Annotated in this window: 22 protein-coding genes and 1 pseudogene; 13 read left to right on the top strand and 10 right to left on the bottom strand. The window is 55.3% G+C overall.

Annotation, left to right across the window (positions count from 1 at the left end):
• From alsC to ACL2XJ_RS15200, 8 genes are all read right to left on the bottom strand, one after another.
• Positions 1–948: a D-allose ABC transporter permease gene (gene alsC, locus ACL2XJ_RS15165; RefSeq protein WP_413723702.1), complete on the bottom strand. Its 948-nt coding sequence runs from the start codon at positions 946–948 to the stop codon at positions 1–3.
• Positions 949–959: 11 nt separating this feature from the next.
• Positions 960–2,492 carry a D-allose ABC transporter ATP-binding protein AlsA gene (gene alsA, locus ACL2XJ_RS15170; RefSeq protein WP_413723703.1) on the bottom strand — a complete coding sequence of 511 codons (1,533 nt, stop codon included), beginning with the start codon at positions 2,490–2,492 and terminating at the stop codon, positions 960–962.
• A gap of 52 nt (positions 2,493–2,544) precedes the next feature.
• Positions 2,545–3,483 carry a D-allose transporter substrate-binding protein gene (alsB, locus tag ACL2XJ_RS15175; RefSeq protein ID WP_132922812.1) on the bottom strand — a complete coding sequence of 313 codons (939 nt, stop codon included), beginning with the start codon at positions 3,481–3,483 and terminating at the stop codon, positions 2,545–2,547.
• 20 nt (positions 3,484–3,503) lie between these two features.
• Positions 3,504–4,391, bottom strand: coding sequence for a transcriptional repressor AlsR (gene alsR, locus ACL2XJ_RS15180; RefSeq protein WP_203522312.1), 888 nt, complete (start codon positions 4,389–4,391; stop codon positions 3,504–3,506).
• Between the two features lie 529 nt (positions 4,392–4,920).
• The gene (fur, locus tag ACL2XJ_RS15185) at positions 4,921–5,397 is read right to left on the bottom strand and encodes a ferric iron uptake transcriptional regulator (RefSeq protein ID WP_132922810.1); all 477 of its coding nucleotides are present in this window, start codon (positions 5,395–5,397) and stop codon (positions 4,921–4,923) included.
• Positions 5,398–5,727: 330 nt separating this feature from the next.
• On the bottom strand, positions 5,728–6,243 hold the full coding sequence (gene fldA / locus ACL2XJ_RS15190) for a flavodoxin FldA (RefSeq protein WP_203522311.1): 516 nt from the start codon (positions 6,241–6,243) through the stop codon (positions 5,728–5,730).
• 169 nt (positions 6,244–6,412) lie between these two features.
• On the bottom strand, positions 6,413–6,712 hold the full coding sequence (gene ybfE / locus ACL2XJ_RS15195; RefSeq protein WP_413723704.1) for a LexA regulated protein: 300 nt from the start codon (positions 6,710–6,712) through the stop codon (positions 6,413–6,415).
• Positions 6,713–6,847: 135 nt separating this feature from the next.
• Entirely contained in the window at positions 6,848–7,624 is a 777-nt protein-coding gene (locus ACL2XJ_RS15200) for an alpha/beta fold hydrolase (protein ID WP_413723705.1), read from the bottom strand.
• Positions 7,625–7,828: 204 nt separating this feature from the next.
• Between ACL2XJ_RS15200 and seqA the strand changes: the two genes are divergently transcribed.
• The 4 genes and pseudogenes from seqA to ACL2XJ_RS15220 form a co-directional block, all read left to right on the top strand.
• Complete coding sequence (seqA, locus tag ACL2XJ_RS15205) at positions 7,829–8,356, top strand: replication initiation negative regulator SeqA (protein ID WP_132922806.1); 528 nt, start codon at positions 7,829–7,831, stop codon at positions 8,354–8,356.
• 27 nt (positions 8,357–8,383) lie between these two features.
• Entirely contained in the window at positions 8,384–10,027 is a 1,644-nt protein-coding gene (gene pgm / locus ACL2XJ_RS15210) for a phosphoglucomutase (alpha-D-glucose-1,6-bisphosphate-dependent) (protein ID WP_413723706.1), read from the top strand.
• A gap of 526 nt (positions 10,028–10,553) precedes the next feature.
• Positions 10,554–12,362 carry an ABC transporter ATP-binding protein gene (locus ACL2XJ_RS15215; protein WP_413723707.1) on the top strand — a complete coding sequence of 603 codons (1,809 nt, stop codon included), beginning with the start codon at positions 10,554–10,556 and terminating at the stop codon, positions 12,360–12,362.
• Between the two features lie 378 nt (positions 12,363–12,740).
• Positions 12,741–13,427 (top strand): annotated as a pseudogene (locus ACL2XJ_RS15220) (PadR family transcriptional regulator); the annotation flags it as partial.
• A gap of 69 nt (positions 13,428–13,496) precedes the next feature.
• On the opposite strand, the gene ACL2XJ_RS15225 reads toward ACL2XJ_RS15220, so the two are convergent.
• Together ACL2XJ_RS15225 and kdpE are read right to left on the bottom strand one after the other, a co-directional pair.
• Positions 13,497–13,925, bottom strand: a complete 429-nt coding sequence (locus ACL2XJ_RS15225) for an EamA family transporter (protein ID WP_132922802.1) — start codon at positions 13,923–13,925, stop codon at positions 13,497–13,499.
• An 83-nt stretch (positions 13,926–14,008) separates the two neighbouring features.
• Positions 14,009–14,689 (bottom strand): two-component system response regulator KdpE, encoded by a 681-nt coding sequence (gene kdpE / locus ACL2XJ_RS15230; RefSeq protein ID WP_413723708.1) that lies wholly within the window; start codon positions 14,687–14,689, stop codon positions 14,009–14,011.
• 256 nt (positions 14,690–14,945) lie between these two features.
• Between kdpE and ACL2XJ_RS15235 the strand changes: the two genes are divergently transcribed.
• The 9 genes from ACL2XJ_RS15235 (at position 14,946) to pcp (ending at position 23,079) form a co-directional block, all read left to right on the top strand.
• Complete coding sequence (locus tag ACL2XJ_RS15235; RefSeq protein WP_132922800.1) at positions 14,946–15,899, top strand: YbgA family protein; 954 nt, start codon at positions 14,946–14,948, stop codon at positions 15,897–15,899.
• Between the two features lie 14 nt (positions 15,900–15,913).
• Positions 15,914–17,356: a deoxyribodipyrimidine photo-lyase gene (phrB, locus tag ACL2XJ_RS15240; protein WP_413723709.1), complete on the top strand. Its 1,443-nt coding sequence runs from the start codon at positions 15,914–15,916 to the stop codon at positions 17,354–17,356.
• Positions 17,357–17,379: 23 nt separating this feature from the next.
• Positions 17,380–18,123 carry a type 2 GTP cyclohydrolase I gene (locus tag ACL2XJ_RS15245; protein ID WP_413723710.1) on the top strand — a complete coding sequence of 248 codons (744 nt, stop codon included), beginning with the start codon at positions 17,380–17,382 and terminating at the stop codon, positions 18,121–18,123.
• Positions 18,124–18,238: 115 nt separating this feature from the next.
• Entirely contained in the window at positions 18,239–18,895 is a 657-nt protein-coding gene (gene pxpB, locus ACL2XJ_RS15250) for a 5-oxoprolinase subunit PxpB (RefSeq protein ID WP_413723711.1), read from the top strand.
• A complete protein-coding gene (pxpC, locus tag ACL2XJ_RS15255; protein ID WP_132922796.1) occupies positions 18,889–19,827 on the top strand; it encodes a 5-oxoprolinase subunit PxpC in 939 nt (312 codons plus the stop codon). Before pxpB ends, pxpC begins: the two co-directional genes overlap by 7 nt.
• Positions 19,824–20,558: a 5-oxoprolinase subunit PxpA gene (gene pxpA / locus ACL2XJ_RS15260; protein WP_203522298.1), complete on the top strand. Its 735-nt coding sequence runs from the start codon at positions 19,824–19,826 to the stop codon at positions 20,556–20,558. Before pxpC ends, pxpA begins: the two co-directional genes overlap by 4 nt.
• A 121-nt stretch (positions 20,559–20,679) precedes the next feature.
• Entirely contained in the window at positions 20,680–21,411 is a 732-nt protein-coding gene (locus ACL2XJ_RS15265) for a DUF969 domain-containing protein (RefSeq protein WP_132922794.1), read from the top strand.
• The gene (locus ACL2XJ_RS15270; protein ID WP_413723712.1) at positions 21,408–22,421 is read left to right on the top strand and encodes a DUF979 domain-containing protein; all 1,014 of its coding nucleotides are present in this window, start codon (positions 21,408–21,410) and stop codon (positions 22,419–22,421) included. Before ACL2XJ_RS15265 ends, ACL2XJ_RS15270 begins: the two co-directional genes overlap by 4 nt.
• Before the next feature lie 10 nt (positions 22,422–22,431).
• Positions 22,432–23,079: a pyroglutamyl-peptidase I gene (pcp, locus tag ACL2XJ_RS15275; RefSeq protein WP_413723713.1), complete on the top strand. Its 648-nt coding sequence runs from the start codon at positions 22,432–22,434 to the stop codon at positions 23,077–23,079.
• Positions 23,080–23,179: the final 100 nt, after the last annotated feature.

The following is a 23,179-nucleotide window of genomic DNA, read 5'->3' on the forward strand; positions in this document are numbered from 1 at the left end:
CTATTTACTGATCAGCCGATCTAATGCCACGGCGGCGATAATTAATCCCCCCATGACCACTAATTGGTAATACGTTTGTACTTGTAGAATATTCAGTCCGTTATTGATGGTACCTATAATCAAACCGCCGATAACCACGGAGAAAATCCGCCCTTTGCCGCCAAAAAAACTGGTTCCGCCGATGATGGCGCTGGCGATGGCATAGGTCTCAAAACCGATACCGGCCAGAGGTTCCGCCGCCCCCAGGCGCGCGGTCGACACCACGCCGGCCAGCCCGGCGCAGATGCCGGAAATGATAAATACGATAAGAATGTGGAATTTGACATCGATGCCGGAAAAGAAGGCGGAATTCTTATTCCCCCCCAGGGCGTAAATGTTGCGGCCAAGACGGGTATGGGCGGTGATGAACCACAGGATGACGGCAATCAACAAGGCAAAGATCACCGGGACCGGGATCCCTAATGGACTGGCGGCGAAAAAATTAACGAAACCGAATGAAAAGCCATAAACCGAATTGGCATCGGAAATAACCAGCGTGACGCCGCGGAAAATCGCGTTGGTGCCAAGGGTAATGATAAACGGATGCAGGCCGGTCCAATTCACCAGACAGCCATTAATCGCCCCGAGCAGCCCGCCCACCAACACTCCGCCGATCAGCGCCGCCGATAGAGGGTCAAGGCCCGCCAGCATCAATTTTGCCGTTACCATGCCGGACAACGCCAATACTGCCCCAACCGACAGGTCGATACCCGCCACCAGTATGGCAAAAAATTCCCCCATGCCGATAAGCACGGTAACTGAACTTTGCACCAGAATCTGAGTGATATTATTGGCTTTTAAAAAATACTCACTGGATAAAGAACCAAAGATCGCAACGATAATGGCCAGGATAAAAAAGGTGCCGTATTGATCCCAAAATTTCTGGAAGTTGAACTTGGACTTATCCATTTTTATTTCCCCTAATTTTGTGGTAGCGCCCATTTCATGATATCCTCTTCGCTGATAGATTCGTTATTATCAAGAATATTGGCCAGTTGCCCTTCGCAGAATATGGCGATGCGATCGCAAACAGATAATATTTCCTGTAATTCGGAAGAGACCATTAAAATAGTCTTGCCGGTAGCAGCCAGGTTACGCATCACTTTATAAATTTCCGCTTTGGCGCCGACATCTATACCACGGGTGGGTTCATCAAAAATAATAACTTCCGGTTCACAGCATAGCCATTTTGATATCAATACTTTCTGCTGATTTCCGCCGGAAAGCTCAGTGATATTTTGATCCACCGAACTGCATTTCAAAGACAATAATTCTTTTTGCTGCTCAGCTAATTCGCGCTCGCGCTCTTGGTTGAATAAACCCATGGCGCCCTTGAAACCGCCATCTTTCAGGCTTTTACTGATGGCTATATTCTGGGCGATGGAAAAATTCTCAAAAAATCCGTTTTCGCGTCGGCTTTCCGTAATATACCCCATGCCTTTTTTCAAGGCGTCCAGGGGCGACGAGGGCGTGATTTCCACGTTATGCAGCTTAACCCGGCCGGTACTGGTGGGCTCCACCCCGAAAATACAGTTCATGAATTCCGTGCGGCCAGAGCCCACCAGGCCGGCAAACCCCATGATTTCGCCTCTTTTCACCGTAAAGGAGATATGTTTCACCCGGCGTTTGTCTTTGCTGGTGATATCGCAGACTTCAAAAATGGTGTCGGCATCCTCCACGCCGACGCTCTCCTTCATGGCGCGGAACCGGTTTTGCAGTTCCCGCCCCACCATCATCCGAACGATATCGTCATTGGTAACGTCGGTGACCCGTCCGGAGGCCACGCTGTTGCCGTCTTTCATGACCGTGAACCGGTTACAGATCCGCCGGATTTCGTTCAGCTTATGGGAGATATAGACGATGGCAGTGCCATCTTGCCGCAGCTGATTCATTATCAGGAAAAGATAATCCACCTCGTTATAGGTTAATGAAGAGGTGGGTTCATCCATAATAATAACCCGCGCATCCAGCATTAAGGTTTTAGCGATTTCCAGCATCTGCTTTTGGCTGATGGAAAGGTTACGCACCTTTTCATCCAGCCTGACTTTTAATCCTACCCGCAATAACATGATGGCCGCTTTGGTCCGCATCTCCTGCCAGTCTACCCGATTAAATCCCAGGGTCCTTTTAACCGGCAATCGGCCGATAAACAGATTTTCCAACACGGTAAGTTCATCAATAACGCTCAGCTCCTGATATATAATACCAATACCCAGCTTTGCGGCTATTTTATGATCCAGTCTATTGTATTCAATATTATCAATGGTGATTTTACCCGCCGTCGGTTCATAAATGCCGGAGAGAATTTTCATCAGGGTTGATTTGCCGGCGCCATTTTCTCCCAATAACGCATGTATTTCATGGGTGAAGATTTCAAAATCAACGGATTTTAATGCCTGCACGGGACCGAAACTTTTAGCGATCCCTTCCATTTTAATATATGGCGCGGTCATATCACTCTCCGGCGTATGCATGTTATGCAGATTTAATCGCTATTTGTCGGGATTATTTCGTCACTAATATTGAATCCACGGTGACAATTTTAGGCTGGGCATTCAATGCTATCAGCTTTCCGGATTTAACCGAGTCCACCAAAATAGCGAGGCCGTTGGCGCCGATTTCCGCCGGGTTTTGCGCTACGGTTGCGGTCATCATTCCCTCGGAAACCATCTTACGGGCTTCCGGCACCCCGTCGGTGCCCACCACCAGGATATGTCCGGTTTGTCCGGCATTGGCCACCGCCTGGGCTACCCCCATTGCCATGGTATCGTTAGCGCAGTAAAACGCCTTGAGCTTGGGATTACGCTGCAGGACATTGGTGGCGACATCCAGCGCCTTGATGCGATCCCAATCCGCCGGCTGGCTGGCGACCAGTTTGATATTGCTGTCGGCTTTGAACGCTTGGGTGGCGCCGACACGGCGCGATTCACCGGAAGCATTGCCGGCCTTGCCTTCAATAATGGCCACGTCGCCGCCGTCTTTACCCAGTTTGCCAATAATGTATTTGGCCGCGCTGGCGCCGACGGTAACGTTATCAGTGGTAATGAAGGCTTCCACGTTGCCTTTGGCTTTGGTGAGGCTGTCCATATCGATTTTTTCATCGAGATTCACCAGGTGAATGCCTTGCTGATAGGCCTTGGCCACCGGGATAACCAGGTTTACCGAAGATAAAGGCGCAAAGGCGATGCCTTTATAATTTTTATTGGTCAAATCCTCGAACAGCTGTAATTGCGATTGAAAATCCCCCTCGGAGGGTGATGCGAAAATATCGACGGTTACACCCAGCTCCTTTGCCTTTTGCTCAACGCCTTGTTTCATTTCCACCCAATAGGGATTGGACAGGGTTTTCAATACGACGGCGTAATCGGCTGCCGCCCGGGCCGCCACGGTGGACAACATCAACCCGCAGGCCGCACTGCCGACAAATTTAATGAATTTATTCATTTTTTATCTCCAAGAGAGAATTATTTATAATCACGCTTCAGGTACTGGGTAATGGCACTGGTTTTTTCCAAATTTTTATTAGCTAAATCAATATCCTGCCTGGCTACCGAAACAAAAAACGCATCCAGCAGGGTCAATTGCAGAATACGGGCCGAGGCATTCCTGCCCAGCAGCGGCGTTTCCGGGGCCGGTGAACAGATGTTGAAATCCGCCAGCCGCGCTATGGCTGAATTGCTGCTGTGGGTAATGCAAATAATTTTCGCCCCGTTGTCCTTGGCAATTTCCACCACCCGCTTGAGATCGGTGGTGCGGCCCGAATGGGACACCACCAGCGCCGCATCGCCGGGCTGTAACAGGGATGCCGACATCATCATCAGGTGGGCATCGCGGAATGCGGTGCAGCGCAGGCCGATTTTCAGGAATTTGTGCTGAACGTCGGTACAAATTGAATTCGAGCCGCCGACGCCATAGAGTTCACGCTGGCGGGCATTGAAAAAACAGCGGGCGGCCTGCTGGATCTCCTGCGCATCGACAATGGCCTGTCCTTCAACGATGGTGCGTACCGTGAGGTTAAACACCTTATTCACCAGATCCTCCGGACTGTCATCCGGCGACAGTTCGGCGGTAATATCATGATCCGCATGATCAAAATATTCGACAATCGCGCTGCGAAGCTGCCGAAAACCGCTGAAGCCCAGAATTTTCGACACCTTGACAATCATGGCTTCCGACATGCCGAGGCTTTGCGCCACCTCTTTAATGCCGGAAATATGGCTAAGATTGCCTGGCGTTAAAAACCACTCCACGATCCGGCTTTCATTTTCGGTCATCCCTTCTTGCTTGATGCGAAGATAGGGAGCGATGCCGATACCTCGGGGCATGGCGCCGTTCAGTTCCGATTCAGTCATTTTCAGCTCTCTGATTATCATTGCTGACGGCACTATATCAACATAGGATGCATAACAAATATGCAGCATACTTCACGTTTTAAAATAATTTATAAAGTTGGTGCTTTTTGTAAAAGTAATGCCGGACATTGCTCATGGCGCCGTGGAAACGACACCGAAGCCTTACGAATAAAATATTATTGTAATACAATAGGTAACATGTATTTTTAGCGAAGATTCTTTTTCGCTTGTGGATTTGAACAGCAGGAATGAGAATTGATGGGTGTGTGATTGTTTTAAATATTTATAATAAATTTTAATTCGTGAAGTTTCTTTTGCTGATGCGATTCCACGGCGCAGGCTCAACGGGCTGTGGCCGCCTGGCCGGCATGAAGGGGCTGAGGAGCGAATGGAGTGAAAGAATCAACGGCAGCGGGATAAGAAACGGGGCGGCATCAGTCCAGGTGCCATCGGCAATTTGCGGAATAACCAAAACCACCCGTTTCAGCAGTGGTTTTCAAGCTTTGAACGATGCCCGGTGTCGCTATGGTTACTCTTTAAGGCTGTGCACCGCTTCGTCAACATCATGATCGTGCAGGGTCTCATCCTCACGGCAATTGCCGACTTCACAATGGCCATAAAGATATAAACTGTGATTAGTGAGTTTGATATTGTGTTTTTTAGCGATATCCCGTTGGCGCGCTTCGATAAACTCGTCACGAAATTCAATGACCTTGCCGCAATCAAGGCAGATCAGGTGGTCGTGATGATGTTGCTGCGTCAGTTCAAAAACGGATTTACCGCCTTCGAAATTATGGCGGGTGACGATCCCGGCGTCATCAAACTGATTCAGTACGCGATAAACGGTGGCTAAACCAATCTCCTCACCCATATCGATCAGTTTTTTATAGAGATCCTCCGCACTGACGTGATGGCATTCCGGATCTTGCAGCACTTCCAGAATTTTAAGTCTGGGAAGTGTGACTTTCAGGCCGGCCTTCTTCAATGCAATATTATTGTCAGTCATGCGGGTTTAGTCCTGTTGCTTTGATAATTTGATTGTAGGCTAATGTAGCCTATAACAATGGTCGGCCTGAAAAATGTAACGCCGTCTCATTATAGGACTGCCTGTGTAAAATGAAAACCGCGGCCTTTTTACAATGATAGTCTGTTTAAGGTGAGGCAAGTTTTATCACATTTCATTAAAATCGGTCTAACCGCCAGGCTATTGTACTGCTTTGTGGATGAAAGTTAAAAACTTGTATCTATCGATTTGAAAGGAATTATATATCAACAGCTTCAACCGGCCGTCAACGCTATGGACGGCACGGGTTTAGCCGGGAAACCCGGCGGCGGCTCAGCCGAGCTTGAGTTCGGCGCTGATTTGTTTTACCCAGGCGTCCACGCGGTCATTGGTCAGCTCTGGCTGGCGATCTTCGTCTATGGCCAAACCGATAAAATGCTTATCGTCCGCCAGACCCTTCGATGCTTCAAAATGGTAGCCGGCGGTAGGCCAATGACCCACGATGGTGGCGCCATGGGGTTCGATGATATCGCGAATGGTGCCCATGGCATCACAAAAATATTCGGCGTAGTCTTCCTGATCGCCGCAGCCGAACAGCGCTACCTGTTTTCCCGTGAAATCAATGTCTTCCAATGTGGGGAAAAAGTCGTCCCAGTCACATTGCGCTTCGCCGTAATACCAGGTGGGAATGCCCAGCAGCAGGGTGGAGAATTGTTCCAGGTCCTCTTTGCTGCTTTTGGCAATGTCATGCACTTCGGCAACATCGGCGCCCAGCTGCTTTTGAATCATTTTGGCAATATTTTCGGTATTGCCGGTGTCACTGCCAAAAAAAATGCCTACGCTTGCCATGAATTTGAAAACCTCTTAAATATTAAGGATATGGTTTACCAGACGATCAACCGGCTTTTCGGGAAATAATCGTGCAATAATAGCAGACCCTCACAGCGGGAGAAACTCGTTCAACCGGAGTTTTATCGCAAAAGCCGGTCTTTTCCGGTCCCGGACGGCGAGCCCGGCCTTAATCTTCCTTGCCGGCGGCATCCTGATGCCGTTCCAATTCGGCCAGCAGGATTTGTTCAATCAGCTCGCTGCGGGAGAGAGCGTGCTGAAAAGCCAGCTCGTTTAATGCAGCCACCGCCTGCGCATTGATTTTTAACTCAACCCGGCGCAGACCCCGCACCTTGTCCCGGCGCAATTGATTGCGTTTATTGATTCGCAATTGTTCATCACGGGAAAGCGGGTTGGTTTTCGGGCGCCCCGGGCGTTTTTCATCGATAAACAAATCCAGGGTGGTGCGGTCCGTTTGTTCTTTTGCCATAAGTCGTGAAGGGATTGTGCATCCAAAAGCGGGCGGGTAAGTCCTTGCCGGTAAACATAGCAAGCCATATTACCCCACCCCGGTGATAAACGACAATGATTAACACTGCCGGATGGGTAAACCGGCCGGTCGCGGCTAGCTCCCCAGGGAATCCGCCAGAAACCGCACAACGGCGCGCAGCGTCGCTTCAGGCTTTTGGGCATGCACCCAATGGCCCGCGCCGGCCACCACGTGGGCCCGCGCCCGTGGAAACTGCCGCCGGATGGCTTCGCTGTACTCCTCCTTCACATAGGGGGAGAGGCCGCCGCGGATAAATAATACCGGCCCGTCCCAGGGCGGTATTTCCTTCCAGCCGATAAGCGCCGGATAGTTTTCCCATAATGCATCGATATTGAATCGCCACGCGCCCTGGGAAAAGGATTTCAATAAGAACTGAATAGTGTCCTTATCGTCGATATCCTGTTCCATCAGCAGCGCCGCCTCGCTACGCTGCGCCGCTCCCGCCTTCTCCACCCGTCTGAGGGCGGCGAATACCGGGTCGTGATGACGGGTGGGATAGGCCACCGGCGCGATATCAATCACCACCAGCGCGGCGATGCGATCCGGCATCAGCGCCGACAGCGCCATAGCCACCTTGCCCCCCATGGAGTGGCCGATAATGATGCATTTCCCCAATTGCAATTCGTCAAGCAAGGCCGCCACATCCCCGCTCATGGCGCCATAACCGGCCTCGTCGTCGTGGGGCGAAAGGCCGTGATTGCGCAGATCGATTTGCAGGGTGGCATGATTTTCCCCCAGCGCGCGCGCCAGTACGCCCAGATTGTCCAAACTGCCGAACAGGCCGTGCAGTAATACCACCGGCAAAGCGTTTCCCGGTTGCCGGGCCGGTTGCAAACGATAATGTAATTTCATCCCGATCCTCGTGTCGACAGCAAAGGCGACTAGCGTATCATGAGGTATTGACGCCTGCGCCGCAAAAAAGGGTATCAATCCCCGCATCGCCGTCGGGGAAATTCCGACTTTATGCCAAAGCCGGATACTAGCGCTGTTCGCGGGGCCGGTTTAGCTTGTATAATCCTGTTGATTGATTTAAGAGAAGAAAGCCCCCGGATAAAGATGAAAACAATCGAACTCGACGAAGACCTCTACCGTTTTATTGCCAGCCACACCCAGCATATCGGCGAAAGCGCCTCGGACATCCTGCGCCGGATGCTGAAATTTTCTCCCCAGGCCAATGAGCCCGTCCGTCCGGCATCCGCCGCGCCGGCAAAAACGGAAGCCTCGACCCCGGCCCGGGATCGCGTCAGGGCGATGCGTGAATTATTGCTCTCGGACGTCTATGCTGAACAAAACAAGGCGGTAGAGCGTTTCATACTGGTGCTGTCCACCCTTTATTCCTTGTCGCCCGCCGATTTCTCCGAAGCGGCGGACGTGCTGCGCGGCCGTACCCGGACCTATTTTGCCGGCGATGAGCACACATTATTGCAAAACGGCAGCCATACTAAACCTAAGCAGGTGCCGGGAACGCCCTACTGGGTTATTACCAATACCAACACCGATCGTAAACGGGGTATGGTAGAACACATTATGCTGGCTATGCAGTTCCCGGTGGAACTGACAGATAAAGTTTGCGGCACCATTTGATAAACGACAGCCAATGGAGAAGCACCGATGGCTAATAGCCCCCGTGCCGGACAACCCGCCCGGCAAAGTGATTTGATTAACGTGGCGCAGTTGACCTCGCAATATTATGTTTTGCGGCCCGAGCCAGGTAATGCCGCCCATGCGGTGAAATTCGGTACTTCAGGCCATCGCGGCAGCGCGGGGCGCCACAGTTTCAACGAAGCCCACATCCTGGCCATCAGCCAGGCGATTGCGGAAGAACGTCAAAAACAGGGTATTACCGGGCCTTGTTATGTGGGCAAAGATACCCACGCCCTGTCCGAACCGGCCTTTATTTCCGTACTGGAAGTGCTGAGCGCCAACGGCGTGGATATCATCGTCCAGCAGGATAACGGCTTCACCCCGACGCCCGCGGTGTCTAACGCCATTTTGGTCCATAATCGCCGCGGCGGTCCCCAGGCGGACGGTATCGTGATTACGCCTTCGCACAATCCGCCGGAAGACGGCGGCATCAAATATAATCCGCCCAATGGCGGACCGGCCGACACCAACCTGACCAAAGTCATCGAAGAGCGCGCCAATGCTCTGCTGGCGGATGAACTGCGGGGCGTGCGGCGCCAATCCCTCGACGCGGCCTGGAACAGCGGCCGTGTCCACGCCCAGGATCTGGTGCAGGCTTATGTGGAAGGTCTGGCGGAGGTGGTGGATATGGCGGCCATCCAGGGCGCCGGCCTCAAGCTGGGCGTCGACCCCCTTGGCGGCTCGGGCATTGCCTATTGGCAGCGCATCGCTGAGCATTACCAGCTGGATTTGACGCTGGTCAATGAAGAAATCGACCAGACGTTCCGGTTTATGTATCTGGATCATGACGGCATCATCCGCATGGACTGCTCGTCGCAGTGGGCCATGACCGGCTTGCTGTCGCTGCGGGACAAGTTCGATTTGGCGCTGGCCAACGATCCCGATTACGATCGTCACGGCATTGTCACGCCCGCCGGGCTGATGAACCCGAACCATTTCCTGGCGGTCTCCATTGATTACCTGTTCCAGCATCGCCCGCAGTGGGGCGCCGACGTGGCGGTGGGTAAAACGCTGGTGTCCAGCGGCATGATCGACCGGGTGGTTGAATCCCTGGGCCGCAAGCTGGTGGAAGTGCCGGTGGGCTTTAAGTGGTTCGTCGACGGCCTGTTTGACGGCAGCCTGGGTTTTGGCGGCGAAGAGAGCGCCGGCGCTTCGTTCCTGCGGTTTGACGGCCGTCCCTGGTCCACCGATAAGGACGGCATCATTATGTGCCTGCTGGCGGCGGAAATCACCGCGGTCACCGGCAAGAATCCGCAGCAGCACTATGACGAGCTGGCGCAACGCTTCGGCGCTCCCAGCTATAACCGTATCCAGGCCCCGGCCACCCATGCCCAGAAAGCCGTTCTGTCCAAGCTGTCGCCGGATCAGGTTGGCGCAAGCATGCTGGCGGGGGATGCCATTACCGCCCGGCTGACCACCGCCCCCGGTAACGGCGCCTCCATCGGCGGCCTGAAAGTAATGACCGCCAACGGCTGGTTTGCCGCCCGGCCTTCCGGTACCGAGGAAGCCTATAAAATTTATTGCGAAAGCTTTCTTGGGCCGAAGCACCGCGAACAAATTGAAAAAGAAGCGGTGGATATCGTCAGCGAGGTGCTGGCGGGGGCGAAATAACCCAACCCGTAGCCATTGCCGTGGAGCAGGCCCTTATGGGTGGCTCACGGCGTGTTGGCGAGCGGGTTGTCCCGGCCGGGAACGTTGTCTGTGAGGGTTCAGGCGCTGATAATTCAGCGCCTTTCGTGGGAAAACGGCGGGTGTCATCACTACCCTTATTCGATTGCGCCGAATATCAAATTCATGTGCGGTAATACCGGCTTTGCGCAAAATGATGAGTACTTTATCAACTCTATCCATTACTTCCGTCAGGCAGTATTAATTCATATCAATATTATCATGAAAATGTTGATACAAAAAAATAAGATACACTGTTTTTAAAAGACTGCTTTTAAAAAGAAAGATTGATGAGCACCTTTTCTCCTTGAAAGGATATACATAAACATATAAATTTGATGACATGTATCAATTATAAATATGAAATGAATTCACCTCCTCCTATTTAGGAAGCCTGCCATTAATATCATTTGTTGACTTAGTTTTTTCTATCCAGTTTGATATCAATTTCCGTAAAAAGGAATTAATAATGGGTCGACTAAAGGATATCATTATGCGGGCCAAAAGATCGGTTGAAAGGGCTAATCCCTATTGGAAAATAGTGAACTTTTCTCTTGGTCAATATGCCGGGCGGCGATTGCAGATTATATGTCTAATAGGCACATCTTTTTTATTAACCTGCTCGGAGCTGTTCATACCGGTTTTTGTCGGGCGTCTGGTTGATACCCTATCCAAGGGAGCAAGCCATTTTCAGGACACATATTCATTATTAGCGATGATCGTCATATTGGGTATAATCTCGGTTTTTTTACGGGATATTATCTTTCGAGTGATAATATATTTTACCTCAGGGATAATGCGATTGTTGACAGTGAATATCTTTAGCCACATACAGCGATTATCCACGGAATGGCATATTCACAACCTTGCCGGCGCCACTCTACGTAAGCTGAGCCGTGGGGTACAGGCCATGGATCTTTTCAACTATTTGATATTTATAGAGCTTATTCCAAGCGCTTTTATATTGATTGGGGCGACGCTAATGATCGGATGGCACTGGCCGATGGCGGGCGTCATTGTGGGGACAAGCCTCCTGGTTTTCGTCTGCATTACGCTTTCGCTGATCCAAAAGTATATCTATCCTGCCGCAAAAGTTGCCAATGACGCTGATGCCGTGCTGAACGGCACCATTTCCGATGCCATCTCATGCAATATGCTGGTAAAGAGCTTTGCTTCCGAGTCAAAGGAAGAGGCTAGGGTCAGGAGCGAGGCCGCGGCGTGGCGTTCGCATCTCGTCCGTTTTTGGCATCGCAGCTGCACGGCGGGGAGTATTCAGTACGTGATGCTGGTTGCCTTGAACGGCGTACTGATTGGAACCGGATTGTGGTTATGGCAGCGTGGTTATGCTTCCCCGGGTGATGTGATCTATATCATCACAACCTATGCCATTATCAATGGATATCTTCGCGGTATGGAAAACAATATTCGCAGCCTGCAGCGTTCAGTGAATGAGATGGAAGATTTGGTGACTTTCAATAAGGTGCCTGTAGAAGCCGGAAGGGATGAAACTGTCACCACAAAAAGCATTAACGGGGGCTCAATTGTTTTTAAAAATATTGATTTTCGCTATCCCGGCCAGGATAAGCTACTTTATAAGAATTTCAATTTATCCATCGCGGCAGGTGAACGCATTGGGGTAGTAGGACATTCGGGTGGAGGGAAAACAACGTTTGTAAAGCTGCTGCAACGGCTTTACGAGATAGAGCGAGGCAACATCAGCATTGATGGCATTAATATTAAAGATGTTAATATTGAATGTTTAAGAAATCATATTTCCATAGTGAGTCAAGAGCCTCTGCTTTTTCACCGGAGCTTATTGGAAAATATTAGCTATGGTAATGAGAATGTTTTTTTAGCCGATATCCATGACGCGGCGAAGCGTGCCCGGATACACGATTTTATTATGAGTTTGCCTGATGGTTATGACACCGTTGTGGGTGAACGCGGCCTTAGATTATCCGGCGGTGAAAAACAGCGTGTGGCCATTGCACGTATCATGCTACGCCAAACGCCGATAATCGTTCTTGATGAAGCCACCTCTAATCTGGACAGTATCTCAGAGGCGGAAATCCAGAGTGAAATTGAATCAAGCTGGTCAAACCGGACCCTCATCGTCATCGCCCATCGTCTTTCTTCCGTAAGAGATCTGGATCGCATTCTGGTATTCGCCGATGGACAGATTGTCGAAGAAGGGGACCACGAAACGCTCCTTCTTAAAAAAGACGGGAATTACAAGGCGCTTATGGAAAAGCAGAACAGATATTACCAAGCGACGTGACGTTGGCATCGGCAGCGCCGGCAGCCATGGCAGGATGCTGCCCTCGACATTTAGATATATCTTTTCTTGCATTTCCGATGTAGGTGATCTAACTTAGATATATCTAATTAGTTGTATCTAAGAAACAGGAGATAACCTATGTTTTTCCATTTACACCATCATCATGCCTGCCGGGATACCGGCGAAGGAGCGCGGGATACCGGCAGGGGCCATCGCCATAGCGGCGAAGGCCAATCTCGCCGGGCAGCTTTATTTGAGAGCCGGTGCGGCGGCGATGATTTTCGCGGCCGGGGCTTTGGCGGCGAACGCCACGGCGATGATTTTCGCGGCCGGGGCTTTGGCGGCGAACGCCACGGCGATGATTTTCGCGGCCGGGGCTTTGGCGGCGAACGCCACGGCGATGATTTTCGCGGCCGGGATTTTGGCGGCGAACGCCGCTGCGGCGATTTTCGTGGCCGGGGCTTCGGCGGTGATTTTCATGGCCGCGGCAGAGGTGAAGATCGTGCCGGCGGCCATTTCGGACATGGACGCGACAGCGGAGGGCGGCATGATGGCGACCATCGGGGACGGCGTCCGCTGGAGCACGGCGATCTGCGCTTGGTGCTGCTGGCCCTGGTGGCGCGCAAACCCAGCCACGGTTATGAATTGATCAAGGCTATCGAGCAGGCGTCTTCCGGTTTGTATGTGCCCAGCCCCGGCGTGATATATCCGACCTTAAGCCTGCTGGTGGACCAGGATTTCATCAATGCCGCCAGCCCGGACGGGCAAAGCCGCAAAATCTATCAAATCACTGCCGAGGGACAGGCGGAACTGGCCAAGCACCAGCCGCTTATAGATGCCGTCTTTACCCGGCTTTCACAAATCGGCAGGCGGCGTGAGGGCAGTCTGCTTCCCGGCATCAGCGAGAGCCTGGATAGGCTAAGAGGGTTGCTGCGGGGTAATATGATGCGCGCCGATCTGGCGCCGGAGCAGGTTGAGCGCATCAATAACGCGCTGCTTACCGCGGTAAAAAATATCGAGGCGGAATTGATGGCGGCCCCCGATGCCGGCGCGGCGCAAGACTGATGCAGCGAGGGACGATGCTTTTCAGGGCGGCTTACCGGCCGCCCGGTTTTATGCCGTTCCCCATACCGGCTAACCCAGCGCCACCATCAGCGCGCCGGCGGTAATCAGCGCTACGCCGGCACCCGCCACCAGCGATACCTTTTCCCCAAACAGCAACACCGCCATGACCACCGCGAATACCACGCTAAGTTTATCAATGGGGGCGACCTGCGAGACATTACCGGATTTTATCGCCATAAAATAAAACAGCCAGGATAACGCGCCGGCCACCCCGCTCAATAAGATGAATGCCAGGGCTTTTTTGTCGGCCAGGATATCGCTCACCAGGCTCATCTTACCCTGCACCACCACCACGCCTACCAGAAACAGCGCCATGACCACCGAACGGACGGCAGTTGCGCTGTTGGCATCCAAATGCTGCAATCCGATTTTACCAAAAATCGCCACCAGCGAGGCGGTAAGCGCGGAAAGCAGGGCGTAAATCAGCCAGGTACTCATAGGCGTGTCCATAAAATTGAAAGTTCTGATGATACTAGCCTCTGGATAGCGTGACCAGATTTTGTGAGCAGGTTCACATCCTGTCAGGACATAAAACGATAGCCGATGCCGGTTTCCGTAAGCAAGTGACGGGGGCGGGCCGGATCTTCTTCGAGTTTTTGCCGCAGGTGCCCCATGTATATCCGCAGATAATGGCTGTGTTCCACCGCGTTGGGGCCCCATACCTCGCTCAGCAGTTGGCGCTGGGTGACCACTTTGCCCTGATGGGACAGCAGTGTGGCCAGCAGGCGGAATTCAATGGGCGTCAAATGGAGTAGCTCGCCGTCCCGAGTCACCTGGCGATTGACCAGGTCTACGTTGATGGCGGCAAAGGTCACCGTCGACGGTTTGTCTCCCCCCCGCAGCGGATGGCGCAGGGAGACCCGTACCCGGGCCAGCAGTTCACCGATACCGAAAGGTTTGGTCAGGTAATCGTCCGCCCCGGCGTCCAGGGCGTCAATCTTGTCCTGCTCATCGCTGCGGGCGGACAGCACCATCACCGCAACCGAACTCCATTGGCGCAGGTCGCGAATAAAATCAACGCCGTTGCCGTCCGGCAAGCCCAGGTCGAGAATCACCAGATCCGGCTTGCGGGTAGCCGCCTCAAGCAGGCCGCGCACCATATTTTCCGCATCGAAAACCCGGTAACCCTCCCGCTCCAGGGCCTGGCGGACAAAGCGCCGAATGGCAGCCTCATCTTCCACAATAAGAATATTCACTGTCATGGCGCTCATCATCCCATCCTTATGGCATTGCCCGGTTTGCGAAGCGGCGGCGGGTGGAACCCAACCTAAAACAACGTCACCACGCCGGGACATTATCCACTTAAATATCATTGCGGTGAATCCCCCCGGCGCCGGCGGCGTGGGGATAGCGTATCATCGCGGATAAACCGGCAGGACTTTTGTTAAAAGCCGGCCACCGGGCGCGGCATAATCGTCTACGCTTTGCTGAACAAACAATAGTCTAGGAGGGCCCTGAATGAGCAATAAAATTCCTGTCGGCATCAGTGCCTGCCTGACGGGAGATGCGGTACGTTTTGATGGAGGCCACAAACGCCTCTCTTTCGCCATGGATGAGCTGGCTCCTTATGTTCGGTTCAATCCTGTTTGTCCAGAAATGGCCATTGGCCTGCCGACGCCGAGGCCCTCTTTGCGGCTGGTGAAGGATAGCGGCGGTCGCATCAGCCTGCGCACCGGCAAAAGCGGTAACGATACCGATTTGACGGAATCCATGCAGCGGTTCGCCCGCGAGCGAAGCCGGCAGCTGACGGATCTTTGCGGTTTTATTGTCTGCGCCAAATCCCCCAGCTGCGGTATGGAGCGGGTGCGGGTTTATGATGGCGCCGGCTCGCGGAAAAACGGGGTGGGCCTGTTTTGCCAAGTATTGATGGCTGAGTTGCCCTGGTTGCCGGTGGAGGAGGACGGACGGCTCCAGGATGCGCTGCTCAGGGAGAATTTTGTCGGACGGGTATATACGCTGTATGAATTTAATCAACTGCTGCGGGAAGGGCTGACGCGCGGCGCGTTAATGGCGTTTCACCGGCGCTACAAGCTCTTGCTGCTGGCCCATTCCCAACCGGAGTACCGTCGCATCGGGCCCTTTGTCGCCGCCATGGATCGCTGGGAGTCGCTGGAGGCGTTCGCCATGGAGTATCGCCTTCGTTTGATGACGCTGCTATCCCATAAAGCGACGCGTCCCAACCACACCAACGTGTTGATGCATGTGCAGGGCTATTTTCATCGTCACCTGACGCACAAACAGCGGGAGGAATTGTCCCTGCTTATCGACAGCTACCGACGGGGCGTGCAACCGCTGCTCGCGCCCCTTGCGCTGGTAAGACATTATATGGCCGAGTATCCCGACCCGTGGCTGTCGCAGCAGCGATACTTCGAGCCCTATCCGGAGGCGCTGCGGCTGCGTTACGGACACTAACGGCAAGGAAGAACATGAAAAACCATATCGTCTGGCTGCGAAACGATTTACGCATCCATGCCAATCCGGCTTTATCAGCCGCCTGTTCCCGGCCGGACGCACGGGTGACCGCATTGTTTATCGCGACGCCGGGACAATGGCGAGACCATGACATGTCGCCCCGTCAGGCAGATTTTCTGTACCGCAATCTCATGGAACTGCGGCGTGCCCTGGCGGATCGCGGTATTCCCCTGCATTACCATCAATGTGACGATTATGATGCCGCGGCGGCCTGGCTGGCGGATTTTTGCCGTCAGCGGCAAGCGGATGCATTGTTTTATAATTATCAATATGAATATAACGAGCGCCTGCGCGACCGGGCGGTAGAGCAGGCCCTCGACGGCCATGTGATATGTCAGGGATTCGACGACGGCGTGCTGCTGCCGCCGGGAAGCGTCACCACCGGCGATGGGGATATGTACAAAGTATTTACCCCTTTTCGCGCCGCCTTTATCCGGCGGCTGAGAACCGAAGACCCTCACTGTCTGCCGGCGCCGGCGCGTCGCGACGCAACTCCCCTGGATCCGATTGGCGAATTGGGGCCCTTCGATTACCCGCGCCGGGAGACCGAGGGTTACCCCGCCGGCGAAGAGGCCGCGTTATCCCGTTTGCGCGACTTTTGTCATGAACGGCTGCAGGGCTATTCACTTGGAAGGAACCAGCCCGCCCTGGACGCCACCAGCCGGCTGTCCGCCTATCTCACTCTGGGGATATTGTCGCCGGTACAGTGCTACAACCGGCTGCGCACCGCCTGCCCGATAGTGCTGGATCAGGCCGACAGCGGGGCATTCAGCTGGCTGAATGAATTGATCTGGCGGGATTTTTACCGTCATATCATGGTTTTTTATCCCGACGTGTGCCGGCACCGTCCCTTTGTCGCCTGGACCCGCCATGTGGCCTGGCGGCGGGATGAGTCCTTGCTGACCGCCTGGCAACAGGGCCGCACCGGTTTTCCTATCGTGGATGCCGCCATGCGCCAGCTGAACGAGACCGGCTGGATGCATAATCGTTTGCGCATGATCTGCGCCAGTTTTTTGGTGAAGGATTTATTGATTGATTGGCGGGAGGGAGAGCGCTATTTCATGCGCCGGTTAATCGACGGCGACCTGTCGGCAAATAACGGCGGCTGGCAATGGGCCGCCTCCACCGGCACCGATGCCGCGCCCTATTTCCGTATTTTCAACCCCGCCACCCAAGGGCGCCGGTTTGATGAACAGGGCCGGTTTATACGGCGTTGGCTGCCGGAACTGGCGTCCGTGCCGGATAAATTTCTCCATGAACCCTATATTTGGCCTCTGGCCGAGCAAACCGGACTGGATTATCCGCGGCCGATCGTTGATCATGGACAGGCACGTCAAACCGCCCTGGCGGCTTATCAAGCGGCCAAAGCACAAAGTTCGGCTCCCTCCCCCGGGTAGCCGGCGAACGGGGATATCGGGCCATGCTTAATACGGAACTTGAACAACTCATCAATCAGCAACTGGACGCCGGCGCTTTTGAGGACTACGGCCCCAACGGGCTACAGGTGGAAGGCCGCCCGCAAATCAACCGTATCGTCACCGGCGTTACCGCTTCGCAGGCGCTGCTGGACGCCGCGGTGGCGCATAACGCCGATGCGGTGCTGGTACATCACGGTTATTTCTGGAAAAATGAATCGCCGGTAGTGACGGGCATGAAACAGCGCCGCCTGAAGACCCTGCTGAACCACGATATCAATTTACTCGCCTGGCATTTGCCCCTGGATGCCCATCCGGTGCTGGGAAATAACGCTCAACTGGCGGCGCTGTTGGACATAGAACCGCAGGGCCTGCTGGAACCGCTGCTGCCCTGGGGGACCTTTGCCACGCCGGTCAGCGGGCAGGAACTGCAGCGCCGGCTGGAGATGCGGCTGGAGAGGGAGGTGCTGCACTGCGGTGATAACGCACCGGCGCAAATCCGCCGCCTTGCCTGGTGCACCGGCGGCGGACAAGGGTTCATCGAACAGGCCGCCCGCGCCGGGGTGGATGCTTTTATCACCGGCGAAGTCTCCGAGCAGACCATTCACATTGCCCGCGAGACGGGGATACATTTCTATGCGGCCGGCCATCATGCCACCGAACGCGGCGGTATCAAGGCGCTGGGGGAGTGGCTGGCGCGGGAACACCATCTCGACGTGACCTTTATCGACATACCGAACCCGGCGTGACCGGGAAAATAAACCCTTGCTTGCAAACGGCCCCAGGCTGTTTGCGGGATTTTTTACCGGACCATTCTGCCGGTACGCACCAGACGGAACCGGCATCGGTTCCCAGGAGGAGAGGTTGCAACGTGCTCGATGTTATTTATTGGGTGAAAGCGCGGTGGTGCTGGAGCTGGAGCCTCCCATAACCCTGGTCAGCCAGCGGCGGATTTGGGGACTTGCCGAACGCCTGATGCATCATGAAGACGTGCGCGAGGTGATCCCGGGCATGAATAATCTTACCGTGCTGCTCACCGACCCCCAGCAGCTGGCGCTGGACGCCATTGAGCGCTTGCAAAGCTGGTGGGAGGATAGCGATGCCATCACTCCTGAGCCGCGGGCTGTTTCCATTCCGGTGATTTACGGCGGCAAGGACGGTCCCGATTTGAGTCTGGTGGCCGAGTTTGCCGGTATGACGCCCAGTGACGTGGTGGCATGCCATGCAGGCAGCGCCTATGACGTTTATTTTATCGGTTTCCAGCCCGGCTTTCCCTATCTTGGCGGTTTGCCGGAGCGTCTTTCCGTTCCGCGTCGCGGCGAACCCCGTCTCAAGGTGCCCGCCGGTTCGGTGGGCATCGGCGGCAGGCAAACCGGCATCTATCCGCTGGCGAGTCCCGGCGGCTGGCAAATCATCGGGCGTACGCCGCTTAAGCTGTTCAATCCCGACGCCGGCCGTCCGACCCTGCTGCTGCCCGGCGACAGCGTGCGTTTTGTCCCGCAGAAGGAGGGCATATGCTGAAAGTATTGCATGCCGGCATCATGACCTCGATACAAGACGCCGGTAGGACCGGTTACCGTTCTCTGGGTATCAGCCCTGGCGGCGTGCTGGACAAGCCGGCCATGAAACTGGCCAACCTGCTGGTGGGTAACCTTCCGGGCGCCGCCGTACTGGAGATAACCCTCGGACAGTTCAGCGCGCAGATTACCGCCCCGGGCTGGCTGGCGCTTACCGGCGCGGATTGCCATGCCCACCTGGACGGTAATCCTCTCTGGACCGGCTGGCGTTTCCCGGTACGCCCGGGCCAGGTGGTGAAGCTGTCGACGCCGAAACACGGTATGCGCAGCTATCTGGCGGTCAGCGGCGGATTTGCCGTTCCGGAGGTTCTGGGCTCCCGCAGCACGGATCTTACCGCCGGCTTCGGCGGCTGCTCCGGTCGCCTGCTCCAGGACGGCGACCTGCTGCCGGCGGGAGAGCCGGAAATGGTGCCGGAACGGCAGATCGGCATTCGCCAACTGCTGTTCGGCAACCGGGTCCGCGCGCTGCCCGGTCCCGAATACCGTGAATTCAGCGCCGATTCCCAAGATGCGCTGTGGCGTTCAAGCTGGCAGCTCAGCCCGCAGAGCAACCGCATGGGGTACCGCCTGCTGGGCCCGGCCCTGAAGCGCAATACCGAGCGTGAATTATTTTCCCATGGGTTATTGCCGGGCGTGGTGCAGGTGCCGCACGGCGGCCAGCCGATAGTGCTGCTGGCGGACGCGCAGACCACCGGCGGCTATCCGCGCATCGCCTGCGTTATCGAGGCCGATTTGTATCATCTGGCGCAGATCCGCCTGGGGGAACCGATTCATTTTGTGCTTTGCACGCTGGAAGAAGCCCATGACGCCTGGATTGAACAAACCCACTACCTCGAACAGATAGCCTTCCAACTGAAAATACTGGAGCCCATATGATCGATTTGAATGCCGATTTGGGCGAGGGCTGCCCCAATGATGAAGCCTTGCTGCAGTGGGTAAGCTCGGCAAACATCGCCTGCGGCTTTCATGCCGGCGACGCCGACGGCATGCGCCGGTCGATCCAATGGGCATTGCGCTACGGCGTCGCCATCGGCGCCCATCCCAGCTTTCCCGATCGGGAAAATTTCGGCCGCAGCGCCATGGCGTTGCCGCCGGAAACGGTGTACGCGCAAATCATTTATCAACTGGGCGCCCTGGCGGCGCTGGTGCGGGCGGAAGGGGGCAGGATGGCGCACGTCAAGCCGCACGGCATGCTCTACAACCAGTCGGCGCGGGACCCGCTGCTGGCCGATGCCGTCGCCCGCGGGATAAAAGCGGTGGATCCGGCGCTGCGGCTCATAGGGCTGGCGGACAGCGAACTGACCAAAGCCGGAGAACGCCACGGCTTGACGGTGCGGCACGAAGTGTTCGCCGACCGGAACTACCGTCGGGACGGCACGCTGGTGCCGCGCAGCGAGGCGGACGCGTTGATTGAGGACGAGGAACAGTCCCTGGCGCATACCCTGTCCATGATAAAGGACGGCCGGGTACAGACGTTGGAAGGTGAGTGGATAAGCGTGAAGGCCGATACCGTTTGCCTGCACGGCGACGGCGCCCATGCGCTGGCGTTTGCCCGCCGTATACGCGCCGCCCTGCAGCAGGAGGGCATAACCGTCGCCGCCGGCTGAGGGCCGCCATAAACCCGCTACCATAGGTATTCCCTATCTCCCGCCTAAATCATTTAGCGTTACCCTAGCCCAATACGCGCTTCTGTCAGCTTATCTGTCCACTTTTCAAGAGGGTAAACACATGCAACAAGCGGTGAATTTATGGCCGTTAATGGGCATTTTGGCCATCATTTGCGGTTTTTTACTACGCTTAAACGCCGTATTGGTGGTCATCATCGCCGGTATTATTACCGGGCTGGCGGCGCATATGCCGGTAGGGGATATCCTGGAAAAACTCGGCTCGGGATTTTTGGCTACCCGTAATCTGGCCTTTATTCTGTTGATACCCTTGGCCACCATCGGCTTGCTGGAGCGCCATGGCCTGAAGGAGCATGCGCAAAGCTGGATCGCGAAAATCAAAAACGCCACCGCCGGCCGGCTGCTGATAATTTATCTACTGGCCCGAGAATTGACCGCCGCCATGGGCCTTACCAGCCTGGGCGGGCATCCGCAAATGGTGCGCCCGCTGCTGGCGCCCATGGCCGAAGGCGCCGTGGAAAACCGCTACGGCGATTTGCCGCAGCGGGTGCGGTATAGGCTGCGCGCCATGGCCGCGGCCACCGATAACGTCGGCCTATTTTTCGGTGAGGATATTTTCGTGGCGTTCGGCGCCATCCTGTTTATGCATAATTTTCTGCTGGAGTCCGCCGGTATCCAGACCGAACCGCTGCATATCGCCCTCTACGGCGTTCCCACCGCGATCTGCGCCTTCCTGATCCACGCCTACCGCCTGCACCGCCTGGATAAGCATATGGCGGAACTGCTGGGTACAGTTAAACGGGATGCGCTGAGCCACGCGGGAGCGGAAAAATGACGTTTCAGCAAGATTACCTGTACTGGCTGGCGGGAATACTGTTGCTGCTGGTGGGCGCCATGTCATTACGTGACAAGGCCAACCCGCGGCGGTGGCTCACCGGCGCCTTCTGGGGACTGTACGGACTGGTGTTTCTTATCGGCGACTGGAGCGTCGCTTTCATGGCGCGGATCGTCGGGCCGGGCATGGACCCGCAACAGTGGCTGCATAAAGCCATCGGCGCCTTGGTGGTCCTGCTGGCGCTGATTGCCGGTTTCGGCGGCGTGCGCACGGGCAGCTACCACCAGCCCGGCCGCCGGCAGCGGGAACAGAGCGCCAAACGCCTGGGCAATTTGTTGTTTGCGCCGGCGCTGGCCATTCCGTTGGTCACCGTGGCGGGCGTGTTGATACTCGATAATATGCCCGCCTGGCAGCAGGCGCTGTTTGGCGCGGGTAACCACTCCACTTTGATTACCCTTTTTTCCATTACCCTGGGTTGTATTATCGGCCTGCTGCTGGCAGTACGCTTTACCGGCGACCGGCCGCTGCAATCAATCCAGGAATCGCGCCGGCTGCTGGATTCCATCGGCTGGGCCTTTATCTTGCCGCAGATACTGGCCACCCTCGGCCTGTTATTCACCAGCGCCGGCGTAGGCGCCGCCGTTTCGCATCTTACCGAAACCTATCTGGCGGTGGATAATCGATTTATCGCCGTGGTGGTTTTTTGTGTTGGCATGGCTGTGCTGACGATGATAATGGGCAATGCGTTTGCCGCGTTTCCCATCGTGGCCGCCGGGATCGGCATACCGGTTCTGGTGGTGCAACACGGGGGCAATCCGGCGGTCATGGCCGCCGTGGGTATGTTTTCCGGCTATTGCGGTTCCCTGATGACCCCCATGGCGGCGAATTTCAATCTGGTGCCGGCGGCCTTGCTGGAGCTGCCGGATCGGTATGCGGTGATCAAAGCGCAGATCCCCACCGGCCTGGCGCTGCTGCTGGCAAATGTGGCGCTGATGTATTTTATGCTATGAGATAACCTTCATGAAAACAGTCTTGCTCACCGGTTTCGAGCCTTTCGGCGGCGACTCGATAAATCCGTCCTGGGAAGTGGTGCGGCAGTATCGGTATCGGCGGATAGACACGGCCGACGTGGTGGTCTGTCAATTGCCCTGCGTTTTCGGCCGGTCCGCCGAGGTCTTGAATGAAGCCATCGATCGCTACCGTCCGTCGCTGGTGCTGGCGCTGGGCCTGGCCGGAGGGCGGCAGCGGATTTCCGTCGAGCGGGTGGCCATCAACGTGGACGATGCGCGCATCGCCGATAATAGCCAGCGGCAGCCCATCGATCGCCCGGTGATTTCAGGCGGTCCGGCGGCCTATTTCGCCACGGTGCCCATAAAAGCGATGGTAAATGCCATGCTCGGCGCCGGCATACCCGCCGAAGTTTCCCAAAGCGCCGGTACCTTTGTCTGCAACCATGTGATGTATGCGTTGCTGCATCGGCTCGCCCACATGTCCGGCGCGGCCAGAGGGGGATTTATTCATCTGCCTTATCTGCCGCAGCAGGCGGCGGCTCTGGCCAATGCGCCCAGCATGGCGCGGGAGACCATGGAAGCGGGACTGGAAATCGCAATACAAACCGCGCTGGCAGTGGAAGAGGATCTGCATATCGCCGGCGGGACCGTCAGTTAAAGTCGAAGGCAGGCTCCGAAGCGGTGCGGATAAAAAAGCAAACGCCGCAAATTGCGGCGTCAGACTGTTGACAAACGCACTCGGAGTCAATAAGGCGGGA

The organism is Sodalis sp. RH16, from assembly GCF_047324245.1.
GTDB classification, from domain to species: domain Bacteria; phylum Pseudomonadota; class Gammaproteobacteria; order Enterobacterales; family Enterobacteriaceae; genus Acerihabitans; species Acerihabitans ligni.

Excerpts from the sequence above, each read along its gene's own strand:
- alsC (WP_413723702.1), bottom strand. The coding sequence starts at position 948 with ATGGATAAGTCCAAGTTCAACTTCCAGAAATTTTGGGATCAATACGGC.
- alsA (WP_413723703.1), bottom strand. The coding sequence starts at position 2,492 with ATGACCGCGCCATATATTAAAATGGAAGGGATCGCTAAAAGTTTCGGT.
- alsB (WP_132922812.1), bottom strand. The coding sequence starts at position 3,483 with ATGAATAAATTCATTAAATTTGTCGGCAGTGCGGCCTGCGGGTTGATG.
- alsR (WP_203522312.1), bottom strand. The coding sequence starts at position 4,391 with ATGACTGAATCGGAACTGAACGGCGCCATGCCCCGAGGTATCGGCATC.
- fur (WP_132922810.1), bottom strand. The coding sequence starts at position 5,397 with ATGACTGACAATAATATTGCATTGAAGAAGGCCGGCCTGAAAGTCACA.
- fldA (WP_203522311.1), bottom strand. The coding sequence starts at position 6,243 with ATGGCAAGCGTAGGCATTTTTTTTGGCAGTGACACCGGCAATACCGAA.
- ybfE (WP_413723704.1), bottom strand. The coding sequence starts at position 6,712 with ATGGCAAAAGAACAAACGGACCGCACCACCCTGGATTTGTTTATCGAT.
- ACL2XJ_RS15200 (WP_413723705.1), bottom strand. The coding sequence starts at position 7,624 with ATGAAATTACATTATCGTTTGCAACCGGCCCGGCAACCGGGAAACGCT.
- seqA (WP_132922806.1), top strand. The coding sequence starts at position 7,829 with ATGAAAACAATCGAACTCGACGAAGACCTCTACCGTTTTATTGCCAGC.
- pgm (WP_413723706.1), top strand. The coding sequence starts at position 8,384 with ATGGCTAATAGCCCCCGTGCCGGACAACCCGCCCGGCAAAGTGATTTG.
- ACL2XJ_RS15215 (WP_413723707.1), top strand. The coding sequence starts at position 10,554 with ATGGGTCGACTAAAGGATATCATTATGCGGGCCAAAAGATCGGTTGAA.
- ACL2XJ_RS15225 (WP_132922802.1), bottom strand. The coding sequence starts at position 13,925 with ATGAGTACCTGGCTGATTTACGCCCTGCTTTCCGCGCTTACCGCCTCG.
- kdpE (WP_413723708.1), bottom strand. The coding sequence starts at position 14,689 with ATGACAGTGAATATTCTTATTGTGGAAGATGAGGCTGCCATTCGGCGC.
- ACL2XJ_RS15235 (WP_132922800.1), top strand. The coding sequence starts at position 14,946 with ATGAGCAATAAAATTCCTGTCGGCATCAGTGCCTGCCTGACGGGAGAT.
- phrB (WP_413723709.1), top strand. The coding sequence starts at position 15,914 with ATGAAAAACCATATCGTCTGGCTGCGAAACGATTTACGCATCCATGCC.
- ACL2XJ_RS15245 (WP_413723710.1), top strand. The coding sequence starts at position 17,380 with ATGCTTAATACGGAACTTGAACAACTCATCAATCAGCAACTGGACGCC.
- pxpC (WP_132922796.1), top strand. The coding sequence starts at position 18,889 with ATGCTGAAAGTATTGCATGCCGGCATCATGACCTCGATACAAGACGCC.
- pxpA (WP_203522298.1), top strand. The coding sequence starts at position 19,824 with ATGATCGATTTGAATGCCGATTTGGGCGAGGGCTGCCCCAATGATGAA.
- ACL2XJ_RS15265 (WP_132922794.1), top strand. The coding sequence starts at position 20,680 with ATGCAACAAGCGGTGAATTTATGGCCGTTAATGGGCATTTTGGCCATC.
- ACL2XJ_RS15270 (WP_413723712.1), top strand. The coding sequence starts at position 21,408 with ATGACGTTTCAGCAAGATTACCTGTACTGGCTGGCGGGAATACTGTTG.
- pcp (WP_413723713.1), top strand. The coding sequence starts at position 22,432 with ATGAAAACAGTCTTGCTCACCGGTTTCGAGCCTTTCGGCGGCGACTCG.